13 protein-coding genes are annotated in these 11,653 nt (G+C 64.4%); 6 read left to right on the top strand and 7 right to left on the bottom strand.

The genetic code is table 11. The features are described 5' to 3' along the window. A partial coding sequence (locus tag M3N53_09035; protein ID MDP9068466.1) for a hypothetical protein occupies positions 1-216 on the top strand: 216 nt, incomplete at its 5' end. A 205-nt stretch (positions 217-421) separates the two neighbouring features. On the opposite strand, the gene M3N53_09030 is transcribed toward M3N53_09035, so the two are convergent. Next, a complete protein-coding gene (locus M3N53_09030; GenBank protein ID MDP9068465.1) occupies positions 422-1,918 on the bottom strand; it encodes a PLP-dependent aminotransferase family protein in 1,497 nt (498 codons plus the stop codon). Positions 1,919-2,087: 169 nt separating this feature from the next. Here M3N53_09030 and M3N53_09025 point away from each other — a divergent pair, with 169 nt between their 5' ends. From M3N53_09025 to M3N53_09005, 5 genes are all read left to right on the top strand, one after another. Continuing rightward, a complete protein-coding gene (locus M3N53_09025) occupies positions 2,088-2,579 on the top strand; it encodes a hypothetical protein (GenBank protein MDP9068464.1) in 492 nt (163 codons plus the stop codon). Positions 2,580-2,661: 82 nt separating this feature from the next. Continuing rightward, positions 2,662-3,369, top strand: coding sequence for a methyltransferase domain-containing protein (locus M3N53_09020; protein ID MDP9068463.1), 708 nt, complete (start codon positions 2,662-2,664; stop codon positions 3,367-3,369). Further along, on the top strand, positions 3,357-4,544 hold the full coding sequence (locus M3N53_09015; GenBank protein MDP9068462.1) for an acyl-CoA/acyl-ACP dehydrogenase: 1,188 nt from the start codon (positions 3,357-3,359) through the stop codon (positions 4,542-4,544). The genes M3N53_09020 and M3N53_09015 overlap by 13 nt, the downstream gene beginning before the upstream one ends. Continuing rightward, positions 4,538-5,593 (top strand): type III polyketide synthase, encoded by a 1,056-nt coding sequence (locus tag M3N53_09010; protein ID MDP9068461.1) that lies wholly within the window; start codon positions 4,538-4,540, stop codon positions 5,591-5,593. Before M3N53_09015 ends, M3N53_09010 begins: the two co-directional genes overlap by 7 nt. Before the next feature lie 47 nt (positions 5,594-5,640). Continuing rightward, positions 5,641-6,051 (top strand): hypothetical protein, encoded by a 411-nt coding sequence (locus M3N53_09005; GenBank protein ID MDP9068460.1) that lies wholly within the window; start codon positions 5,641-5,643, stop codon positions 6,049-6,051. Here M3N53_09005 and M3N53_09000 read toward each other — a convergent pair. Genes M3N53_09000 through M3N53_08975 form a run of 6 tightly spaced genes read right to left on the bottom strand, consistent with a single transcriptional unit; the run spans position 6,048 to position 11,651 of the window. Further along, positions 6,048-6,587: a hydrogenase maturation protease gene (locus M3N53_09000; protein ID MDP9068459.1), complete on the bottom strand. Its 540-nt coding sequence runs from the start codon at positions 6,585-6,587 to the stop codon at positions 6,048-6,050. The two genes, M3N53_09005 and M3N53_09000, sit on opposite strands and share 4 nt — an antisense overlap. Then, positions 6,565-7,197 (bottom strand): NifU family protein, encoded by a 633-nt coding sequence (locus M3N53_08995; protein ID MDP9068458.1) that lies wholly within the window; start codon positions 7,195-7,197, stop codon positions 6,565-6,567. Before M3N53_08995 ends, M3N53_09000 begins: the two co-directional genes overlap by 23 nt. Beyond that, the gene (locus tag M3N53_08990; GenBank protein MDP9068457.1) at positions 7,194-7,760 is read right to left on the bottom strand and encodes a hypothetical protein; all 567 of its coding nucleotides are present in this window, start codon (positions 7,758-7,760) and stop codon (positions 7,194-7,196) included. Before M3N53_08990 ends, M3N53_08995 begins: the two co-directional genes overlap by 4 nt. Positions 7,761-7,762: 2 nt before the next feature. Then, on the bottom strand, positions 7,763-8,281 hold the full coding sequence (locus M3N53_08985) for a hydrogenase maturation protease (protein ID MDP9068456.1): 519 nt from the start codon (positions 8,279-8,281) through the stop codon (positions 7,763-7,765). Between the two features lie 40 nt (positions 8,282-8,321). After that, positions 8,322-10,196, bottom strand: a complete 1,875-nt coding sequence (locus M3N53_08980; protein ID MDP9068455.1) for a nickel-dependent hydrogenase large subunit — start codon at positions 10,194-10,196, stop codon at positions 8,322-8,324. 6 nt (positions 10,197-10,202) lie between these two features. After that, on the bottom strand, positions 10,203-11,651 hold the full coding sequence (locus tag M3N53_08975; GenBank protein ID MDP9068454.1) for a hydrogenase expression protein HypE: 1,449 nt from the start codon (positions 11,649-11,651) through the stop codon (positions 10,203-10,205). Between the last annotated feature and the right edge of the window lie 2 nt (positions 11,652-11,653).

The raw sequence follows: 11,653 nt of genomic DNA, 5'->3' as shown, positions 1-11,653 counted from the left end.
GGCAACAACAACGAAGGCAACGGAGGCAACGAAGGCAACAACAAGCCCGGCAACGGGGACAACAACAACGAAGGCAACGAAGGCAACGAAGGCAACGGAGGCAACGGAGGCAACAACCCCGGCAACGACGGCAACAACAACCAAGGCAACGAAGGCAATAACAACAACAACAGCGGGAACGAAGGCAACGAGGGCAACAACAACCCCGGGAACTAACGGGGGAGGGGGAGGCGCTTCACAGACATACCCGACGAACAGGTGCTGGGCCGGACCGTCCCCTCCGGCCCGGCACTTGCTCGTTGGGTTGGAAGCTCAGCTCACACCACAGAAGGAGATCGTCTTGTTCAACGGGACGCGGTCATGACCACTGCTCTTGTCGGCCGAGCGTCAGCTTGGCCGGGGGGGTCGACGGACGGTCGCGCTATGCGGGTGCGGCAACCTGCGCCGCCGGAGCCGAGTGTGGCTCCCTCTGCGAATAATCGGACCACGCTGCTCTAAGTCGAGCGACGGCTTCGGTCATCGACGCATCGTCGAGCACGAACGGGATGCGAAGGTGGTCGTCATGGCCCCTGGTGGGGGAGAACATCGGGCCGGGTAGCAATGCGACCCCCTGGCGGCTAGCCAGTTGGGCGAACTCCGTTGCCGATCCGAACGGGACCCGAGTCCATAGCGAGGCGCCGCCCGCGGGCTCCGTCACAGACCACTCAGGGATCTGAGATTCAAGCAGTGATACCAGGTGCTGGTAGTTCGCTCGTAGTTGCTGTGCCCGATCAAGGCGCGCGTCGGCTGCGCGCTCGAGTGCGCGGGCGGCGACGAATTGGCCGATCAGGGGCGTTCCCAGATCAAGGTTCGCCTTCAAGCGCTTCAAACGTCCCAGCACTGATTTCTCTGCTCTGATCCAGCCGATCCGCAGACCTGCCCAAAAGAGCGTGCTGAGGGATCCGATCGAGATCACGAGTTGTCGATCGATGGCGCCAAGTGGCGGAGGCGGGTCGAATTGCGTGAGGCCGGTATCCATCAGCGCGAGACTCTCGACGATCGGTACTCGTTTGCGACTTGCCAGACCCACGAGCTCTCGACGCCTCTGCTCTGAAAGCAGCACTCCGGTCGGATTGTGATAAGTGGGGACGACATAGATCAAGGCGGGAGCACCCGTTGTCATCGCTTCCCGTACGCGATCGATGCACATTCCGTGCTCGTCGATGGGTACGGGGACGAGTCGCGCCCTCGCACTCCGGAGTAGCGGTAATGCCCCCGCATACGTCGGATCTTCTAAGACCACGCGGCGACCAGGCCTTACGTACAAGGAGATGACGAGGTGGAGGGCCTGCTGAGCTCCCGTTGTGATCATCAGCTCGTCTGCGGACGTGGGTAGACCCTGCGCCGTTAGATGACGGGCGATTGCCGCACGCAGCTCCGGAACCCCTGCCGGCAGGTATCCCTCGTTGCCGAGCGCGGTGCGCCAGTCTGCCGGCGTCATCGTTTCGATGGCTTCGAGGAAGATCGATGATGCCGGCACGTCGGTCGATCGCAGACCGAGCACCTCGGGGTCGGTAGGTCGATCCTTGGCTGGAGCGGGAAAGAGCAGGTTCGGCCACGGAAAGAAGGTCGCCGCTGGATCCACTGGGGTATCGCCGGATCGGCTCCTAACCCAGGTGCCGCTGCCTTGAAGCGTCTCAACCAGTCCGCGTGCCCTGAGCGCGTCGTACGCGGCAGTAACGGTCGTGCGGCTGACTACGAGCGCGGCCGCGAGAACCCGTTCGGGCGGAAGTAGCGTCTCCGGCGCGAGGTGGCCCTCTTGGATCAGCGACTCGAGCTTGATTCCCAGATCTTGGTACAGGGGGTGCGCGCTCGACGCCCAATCTCCCAGCATCGACGCTAGCTCCGCCGCGTCGGTCTGCAGTGCCGGCGCATTCATGATGCGACTCACGCTACGACCTCGCCCTCCTGCCCCGAAAAGACCCAATATCCCCAGATTGGCCTGAGCGCATCGGTAAGAGTCCAAGCACCTAGGAAGTGCCCTTTGTCCGTGTTCGGACGGGGGCCGCGAGAGGGATTGCCGCAGCGGTCAACGAAGGGAGATGCCGGTGGAGCTTGAGCTTGGACCTGCAGTGCTTGCGGGGCTGATTGCGGGCGGGATCATGGAGGGGCCCGTGTACATGCAGAAGGCGATGGGGCTGCGCGTGAAGCAGAACATCTTCCGGACCTGGGGCCAGAACCTGCTGAAGATCCCGGGAGGCGCGGGTTACTTCGCCGGATTCCTCTTCCACCAAGGCGTGGCGGTGTTTGCGGCGGTGCTCTATGCCATGTTCTTCAACCTGATCGGGGCCGACGACAACCTCTTGATCTGGGGCCTGGCCGGCGGCTTGATCCACTACATGATCGCCGGGCCCGTCGTCGCGATGCTCCCGTCGACCGACCCCGAAACGGGCGAGATCGGCCGCCAGGGATTCGCCTATAAGAACTACGGCGCACTCGATGTCGCCACCTCGTTCATGGGCCACATGATCTTCGGTCTCACGACCGGTGCGCTCTACGGGCTCTTCCACAGCCAGGGCGGTACTGGGTTGATCACTTGATGGCTTGTCGGCAGAGGTGACAGGAGCGCCCAGACCCACCACCCGCACCGGCCAACGTGAGCGGGTTCGACCTAGGACATCGGTGTCACGGCCGCGCAACGACCTGAGGCAATACGACGACCTGCAGGACCAGTGGTGGCGACCTGACGGCGCCTTCGCGGCGTTGCACTGGCTGGCCCGATCCCGCGCGGAGCTGATCCCCGACGCCAAACGGCAAGGTGCTGTTCTCCTCGACCTGGCCTGTGGCGGCGGGCTTCTCGCTCCACTCGTCACCGGGTACCGGCACATCGGTCTGGATGCGGTCGCTTCCGCTCTCAGGGTCGCGGTGCAGCACGGGCTGACCGGGGTCCGGGGTGACGTCCACCATCTGCCGTTCCGTTCTGCCTGCGCGGACGTTGTCGTGGCGGGCGAGATCTTCGAGCACATCGCGGATGTCGAGAAGATGATCGACGAGATCGCGCGCGTTCTGCGCCCGGGCGGCATCGTCATCTTCGACACGCTTAACGACACGCGCTGGTCGCGGTTCTCCATGGTCTCCGTGGGCGAACGCGCCCCCGGCGGACCCCCTCCCGGCATACACGACCCCGATCTATTCGTTGACCCTTCCCGCTTGCGCGCCCGCTTTGCCCGTCACGGGATCAGCCTCACCACCTGGGGACTTCGTCCGGCGACGATTGATTACCTGCGATTCCTCGTCGCTCGTCAGCGGCCCGTGCGTTTCGTCCGCACGAAGTCGGTGGCCGGGCTGTACCAGGGGGTAGGTCGGAAGGATCCGTCATGGACGCTGTAGCCAAGGCGCAGAGGATCGCGCCGCTCTTACGTAAGCGTGCGGAGCAGTACGACGCAGTGGCAGAGTTTCCGAGCCAGGATCTCGAAGACATCAGGACCGAAGGGCTGCTCTCGTTGCTCGTGCCCCAGGAGCTCGGGGGGATAGGCGCAACCTTCGAGGACTACGTGCAGGTTGCTATGGCTCTCGCCTCCGGAAGTGGTTCAACAGCGCTGATCTTCAACATGCATGCGTGCGTTACCGGCGCGTTGGCGACTCTGCCGCGCCAGCTCCTCGAGAACCTCGGCGTTGACCAGTCGTTCTTCGTGGTCCGAGATGACATCCTGCGGCGAGCTGTGGACGGCGCCGCGTACGGCGTCGCGATCACCGAGAAGGAGGCGGGATCAAGGCTCACCGCCTTGCGGACCGAGTACGGACGCGACGGTAACGGTTACTGGATCAGGGGTCACAAGTCGGTTTGTTCAGGGGCCGGTCATCTCGACGGTTACCTGGTCGCCGCACGCAGTTCGGCTACAGATGGCGGCGATGCGGCCGTGTCCTACTTCCTGGTCCCGCGGGGCCCGGGGATCGAAGTGCATGAGACGTGGGACCCGCTCGGGATGCGCGCGACCGCGAGCAACGAGCTCGATCTCGATGTCCGTGTTCCTTCTGATGCTCTGCTGGGTGGCATGGAGGGCCTCGTCTTGCCGCTCGCTCACCTCATGCCGCAATGGCTGGTGGCGTCCTACGCCGCCGTCTATGTAGGGCTGGCGCGCGCGGCGGTAGACGAAGCGGTCGCCTACGTAAACGAGCGAGTGGTCGTCGGCCGACGCGGCGGTCTCTCAGATTTGCCGTTGGTTCGAGCTCGTTTGGGGCGGGCAGACACAGATGTCGAGGCGGCCCGATTGGTTCTCGAGGAGGCATCGCGCAGGATCGATGCAGCACCGGGCGAACCGGACACGAACAGGTGGATCTACAGAGCCAAACTCGCGGCGGGTGACGTCGCCATGACGGTCGCAGCGACGGTTTCAGAAGCATGTGGGTTGGGTGCACTGCGTCGTGGCTCCGCGCTCGAGCGCATATTCCGCGACGCCAGGTCGGGAGCGATAATGCCGCCGTCCTCCGATGTCTGCGCCAACTACCTGGGCACGGTGTCGCTGGGGCTCGACCCCATCACACAAGGAGGTAACCCATGGTAGCGGCTGCCATAACCGGATTCGGCAGCGCCTTTCCGGATCACCTGATCGATCAGCAGGAGGCGTGGGAGAAGTTCTTTGCGAACCATTACGCCGACGTGCCGGTCGCGGAGAAGGTGTGGAACGCGACGGGAGTTGCGACCCGCCACGGCGTGATCGACCCCACCCACGAAGACATCAGCCTGTGGTCGACCGGAGAGAGGATGCAGCGCTTCACGCGAGAGGCGATGCCGCTGGGTGCCTCGGCCATCGAGGATTCTCTGGCGCAAGCGGGGGTCGCGCCTGGGGATGTGGATCTCCTTACCGCTGTCTCCTGCACCGGATACGCGACCCCCGGGATCGACATCCTCCTCGCGCGCGACCTCGGGATGCCGTCTTCAACCGAACGGGTGCATGTAGGCCACATGGGTTGCTACGCAGCGATCCCGGCCCTGGGGGTCGTCCAGGACGCTGCGGTGGCGCGAGGCAAGGTTGGAGTTCTGCTGTGCCTCGAGCTAGCCAGCCTGCACGTGCAGCCGGCCACCGATGAGATCGGTCAGGTCGTCGCCCACGCGTTATTCGCCGACGCCGCGGCCGCGATCACCGTCGAGCCAGGCGCGACAGGTCTCGAGGTGGTCGACGTGATCGCACGTACAGACGCCAATGAAGCAGACAAGATGACATGGGATGTCACGGACCATGGCTTCCGCATGGGGCTTTCGCCACAGGTCCCCGACGTTCTGGGACGGCACGTGCACGACGTGGTGTCAGAGCTGTTGGCGCGGCATCAGCTGCGGACGCAGGACGTCCGAGCTTGGGCCGTCCACCCGGGGGGGCCGAAGATAGTCGATGTGGTAGGCGAGCAGCTCGCGCTGACGGACGACCAGTTGTCGTTGTCTCGTCAGGTGCTCAGCGAATGTGGCAATTGTTCATCTGCGACGGTGCTCTTGATCCTGCAACGGATCTTCGATCAGGACGATCTCGATGAAGGAGACTTCGTGGTAGCTATGGCGTTTGGACCCGGTCTCACCCTTTACGCCACGCTGCTGCGCCAGACGACGTCGCGGCGATGACGCCCACGGGTACTACTTCATTCGGCGCGTCCGTTGGTCGAGGCGTCGTGGCCGGTATCGCGGCGACCGGCGTGATGACCGCGTTCCAGAAGCTGATCGAGATGCCGATCACCGGCCGCGGCGAGAGCTTCGCCCCTGCGAATCTCGCGGAGCGAGTCCTGCCGATCGAGGCGAAGGATGAACGCCAGCGGCGGCAGCTGAATTGGATCACGCACTTCGCGCTCGGAGCGATGTGGGGAAGTGCATTCGCCATCGCAGATCGCGCCGGGCTTCATGGGCAGAAGTCGGTCGCCACAGTGTTCGGCGTCGTCTACACCGGCGACGTCCTGCTGAACACGGCGCTGGGACTGTACGAACCGACCAAGTGGTCCGCCGGTGAGCTTGCGGTCGATGTGATCGACAAGCTCGTTCAGGCCGAGGCGACGGGGCTGATCTTTGACCGCATGAACGACATCTAGCCGATTTCGTCCCGGCGGCCGAGCTCCGAGAGGATCTCGTCGACGAGTTCATGGACGCGCCCCGTCGCTATAGGAACGGCTGCCGCGACATCAGCGCTCAGGCCTTCGTGGAAGTCCTCACAGGTAGCTGGCTGACATCCCACGACCAGGACGTGATCAGGCAGCACACTGGCCGCTTGCGCGATGCGAAGGATCCGTGATGGCTCCGCGAGATGAAGGTCGGCATACTGGCCCTGCCATTCCTCCATCGTCGGTTGCCTGATCTTAGGAACCTGCGGGATCAGGACGAAGACCGTCCCGGGCGGCGCGCTTCGCTCAATCGCGTCGACGACGATCAACCCGCTGTAGCCCTCCATCAGCTGCTGGACGATTGCTAGGCCCCCAATGCCCGTCTCGATCAGGTCGACTTGGTCGGGAAGAGAGCCTTGCAGCTGCGCCGCAACCGCGACACCGAATCCGTCGTCACCGCGCAGCTGATTCCCGACACACGCGACGAGGACGCGTGACAGCGGATCAGGCTCCGTTCGAACAACCACAGCTGCCGCCCCCTGCTCCACAGCGACCGGGAGATACTTCTGTTGCGCTGCGGAAGCTCAGGGTGGGGGCCGGTATGACCACCGGTTGCCTTTTGGAGTTTCGGGCGCTCGTGTGCTCGGCCGATGACGACACGTCCATGCGGACGAACTCTGGCAACTCCGCGCGCAGGGCTTCCTCCACCAGGTCGCGCAGTCCCGCGGTCGATCCGGAGCAACTCTCACACGCACCCAGAAGGCGGATGGTGATCACACCTCCCTCGGCCGTAACGACCTCGAGACGGCCGCCGTGACTCTCCACGTAGGGACGGATCCCCGCGACCGCCGCCTCCGCACGGTCCCTCTCGTCCTCGATTTCGCGCGACCCGTACAGGTCAAACAGCAGCGCCATGTGCGCATCGTCTTGGGCCTCCTCCAGGAGCGAACGTTGCTCGAGGAAAGCCGCGACCCGCTGCAGGCCGCCGCGATGAAGGATGTCCACCGCGCGCAGTACCGCGATCACGCCATCCTGCACATTTTCGTCGGGATGGTCCACGAACATCTGGATGAGCTCGTCGAGTTGACCCAACGCTGCAGCGACCTCGGGAGGCAGCTCTGCCGGCGCCGCGGTCATGGTGACTCGCCGCTGCCGTGCGACCACCAGCCCCAGCCAACGGCGTCGAGTGGCTGGAGCCCTCGCGCCATCCCAGCAACTACCGCGGTTGTGAGCGAATAGATCTGAGTCCCCACGAAGAGCTGTAGCGGCCCAGACATCCCGAGGGCGCCTCCGAACGGGCCAGGCTCGAGAACGCGGGGGGCAGAGCTCCCGTTCAAGACGTCCAGGACCGGCAGCAGGATCCCGCCCAAGACAAACAGAACGAGGCCCCACAGAGCGCCCTTGGTGGCGGCGCCGCGGAAGGTGAAGCGGTCGCCAGGAGTGATCGGCCACAGTAGAGCCAGCGCGAGCGGCAGGATGAATACGCCGATGACTACGAACATGGCATACCCAACTCCAAAGATCGTGTCGGGATCGTTCGAGCCGACCGCGCCGAGCAGCCGCGGCAGGTCCAGGACGGTCACTCCTACTGCTGCGGCGAAGTGCAACGACGCCGTCAGGAGCACGGTTCCGGTGAATCCACCGAGGAGCGCGAGCGGAAAGAGCGCCGGATGCGGTTTGTACAGCAGCGGAGAGTCCACGGCTACCTCCTCACCGACGCCGGTGGCGCGCCCATGGCGGCGGATACCTCCTGGCGCACCAGGTCGACGACCTGCGGAACCAATGCTTGCACGTCCGGGGTGAGTCCATCGCCAACCGTGCCGGGATGCGGCTCAAGCTCGATCGCGATGACATCGTCCGGGAGCGCATCGAAGTGGCGGCCGATTACCACGAGGTGGTCGAGATCGATGACACCCGCTCCTGCCTCGTACATCCGTGCTTGGATCTCTTCGTTGTCCGGCTCGGTCCTTTCGCACGGGAAGCGGTATAGCCGCCCAGGCTCGCGACCCCGCTCCGTGACGCCGATCAGGATGACTCGCTCGTAGGGTGGATCCACCTCAGCGAGATGCAACGCCACGTGCAGTGCGCCGTAGCCGAGATCCTCGACGTCAACACCCGCTGGCCACTCCAGCAGCGCCAGCGCATCGCTCACCACCAACCCGAACGAGCCGTCGCCGAACCACCGATAGCCCACCCCGCCGATGAGGACGCGCGAGGTCATGACGTCTCGTCGCGGCGATTGCTGACACAAACCCGCTGGCTCATGTAGCCCCGCACGCGCAGGTGGTGGCGTCGCGGATGATCATGTTGTCGCCGTTCGCGATGTGCACGGTGCACGGCATGCAAGGGTCGAACGACCGGACCGCGCGGAAGATGTCGATCCCGGTGAACTCCTTGTCCGAGTCGAACTCTTCGAGGATCGGCGTGTTCACAGCCGCTTCCTCATAAGGGCCAGCCTGTCCGAACGGGTCGATGGGGGAGGCGTTGAAGGTAGAGGGGGTCACGACCTGGTAGTTGGTGAGGACTCCCTTGTCCATGGTGAGGTGATGGGTGAGGAAACCGCGGCCGGCGCCCCAGAAACCCACCCCGACGCGCTCGTCACGCGGCACCTTGAACTCCGTCATCGTCGCAACCTTGTTCTCGCCGTCGCCCATGAGATCGAAAGCGATCTGCACGTTCTCGTACGCGACCATGAGCGAGTAGACGACGTGATAGGCCCGCGCGAGGTTGCGTTCGAAGGCGTTCCAAGTCTCCGGGATCTTCCATTCCAGCTCCATCGCCCGTAGAGCTGGCGTCTGTGGTGTGTCGATCTTGACGCTGGTGCCCGTGGCCTGCAGGAAGCGCGTGTGCGGCATCTTTGCGGCGGCCGCGGTCGCCCACAGCCGGGCGTAGGCGCCCGCCTCCATGACCTGGCGATCCCATCGCGGCGAGGTGCTCCAGGTGTAGCGATCCTTCCAACTGCGCTTGTCTGGTCGCGGCTTCGTCTCCTTGTTCCAGGGATGGTTCGGAGAGAGCGGGTTCCCTGCGGGATCCCTCGGATACGGCGTCCCTTCGTTCTCCCATCCCTCGTAGTAGGCGTGCTCGACGAACTCCTCCAACCCCATGTTGATGTGGTGCAGATTCGTCGTCACGAGCTCGCCGTCCATGATCACCCCGGGAGTCGCCCATCGCTGATCACCCCACTCGGCGGCCCCCGCGTAGGTGCCGTCGTAGGCGAACGGGTCATCCCACATGCCGGTGTCGATCATGTTCTTCGGGCGGGTTCCGACCTGCTTGTAGAGCGGATCGGCGTCGTAGAAGAATTGGGTGATGTCGTCCCAGATGAAGACGCCCCTTTTCGCGTAATCGAGCGTTCGGATGATGCGGATCTGGGTCTCGTTGAGCACCTGCATCGACACCGTGGTCGACAGGCCGCCGGGAACCACCGTCTGCGGATGTGGATACTTCCCGTAGAGGATCGCGTAGGCCTCCTTCGGTGGTCGGGTCATGTGAAGGCCTTCGAGATAGAGCTTGCCCGTCAGCGGGTTGAACGCCGTCATCAGCTCCGCCATCGTGGCGAAGCCGTGGATGTGGCCGTGGCGGGTCTCGGTCTTCTTCGCGCGTTCCCATAGAGACGGGTTCGTACGCTCGATGACGATCTGCGAGTAGTCGGGCCCCGCCAGCAGATAGAGGTGGACGGGGTTGTCGATCTGGAAGTCGAGTCCGAGCTGGATGTTGCGCAGGGCAAGCCCCATCGGCGGGACCCCGATCCCGAAGGCCATCTCCATCGCCAGCGACGAGGCGACCGAGTGAACTCCTCCGCACACTCCGCAGACGCGACTGGAGATGAACATCGCATCGCGGGGGTCGCGTCCCTTCAGGATCACTTCATAGCCGCGAAATAGAGTGCCGATGGAGTGTGCCTCCAGGACCTTGCGCTGCTGCAGGTCGACGACGGTGTGGAATGCCATGGCACCGGCAACCCTGGTGACGGGGTCGAGGTTGACGTCCTTGATGTGGCCGTTGCTGGCGAGGAGCTGCTCGATCTGCGACCGATCGACGTTCCGTGTCTGGTACGCGTAGGGGTTGGTGATGCCTTCTTTGAGTCGCGCGTTTCCTTGCGCGTCGAACTCAACGGGCAGGTTCTGAAAGCACATCGGTGGCTACTCCTGATCTCCCTCAAGGGGGGTGTCGAATCCGTCGGCTTGAGGCGACAGCCCCGGACGTTGATAGGTGCCGCGCTTGCGAGCCTCGTCTGCTCTGCGGTCCGGCAGAAGCTGCGCGTACTCCTTGCCGTAGGCCGCCTCCGGCGGCACCACGTAGCCGCTCGCATACTTCTCTTCGTCTTTCTCGTGGCGACCGGGAAGCTCAGAGCGGAAGTATTGGATCCGGGTGTAGAAGTACTCGAAAGTGCGGTGGGCGATCGTCACGTTGTCGTATTCGGGGGCCCACCCGCTGGGGGTGGTGCTCCTCCAACGAGGCTCCCGGTTGCGCTCGAGCTGCGTGGTCCGACGGAGTGGCTTGGTCAGGGCACCGTGGATGCGCGAGAGCGTCGTTGCCGGCGTCGTTTGCGGCGGCCGCTTGTAGAACGGCGTGAACTTGTCGGGGAACCCAGGCGACATGCAGCCGATGCACGCACCGCCCGCGACCATGCAACCACCCTTGCCGTTGATGAACCCGCGTTCGGTGATGTGGCAGTTGACCACGGGCCCCCAACACCCGATCTCGGCCAGGCACTCCTTCCCGCCGAACTCACGGGCGAAGTTGCCCTCCTCGTACCAAGCGCCGCGCGGACAGTGCAGGTGGACGGTCTCGCCGAACTGCCACGCGGGACGCCCGAGCTCGTCGAACTCGGGCACCGGGCCTTGGCCGTTCATGTACTTGAGCAGCATCGTCACGGTCTCGGTGAAGTCGTCCCCGATCGGCGGGCAACCAGGAACGTTTACAACCGGGAGTCCCAAGGAGCTCCTGTAGTCCTTGCCCAGGAAGTCCATCATGCTCATGGCGCCTGTGGGGTTCCCCAGCGCTGCCGGGATCCCGCCCCAGGTCGCACATGTGCCGATGGCGATCGTTACCGCTGCTCCAGGAGCCAACCGGCGAACCCACTCCGGCGTCGAGCGACGCTGGCGCTGGTCGGCAGGTGCCCACGTCGGCAGCGAGCCCTTTGCCGCCCATGGCTCCGCGCCAACGGTCAGGTGCTCGTCTGTGATCGAGCCTTCGTAGACGAGGATGTATGGCGCGTCGAGCGCCCCGGCGTCCGCCTGCTCCAGCTGAAGCGTGAAGTGGTCGCCGGATTCCATCTGGAACTGGTAGTGATGCAGGACCACGACAGGGACGCCCGGCAGCGCTCCCGTTAGTAGCTCCTCGATCGACGGTTCAGTGGCCCCGATCGTGGAAACCGTGCATCCGTCGCAACTCATCCCGGGCAGCCAGAACACGTAGACCTTCTTCAATGGCCCGAGTGTGTCCCTGCGGCCGCCGCTCTCCAGCAGACGCTGCTGGAGCTCGGAGTTGTGCGCACCGGCAACGTTTCCCACTTGGTCAGGCAGTAACCGGCTGACCTCGCCCTCGAGGGGGACATCCACCCGCGCCTTCATCGGCACCGAGATCATGT

It is taken from the genome of Actinomycetota bacterium (assembly GCA_030776625.1).
GTDB lineage: Bacteria > Actinomycetota > CADDZG01 > CADDZG01 > WHSQ01 > MB1-2.
This window is presented reverse-complemented; position numbering and strand designations above follow the sequence as displayed.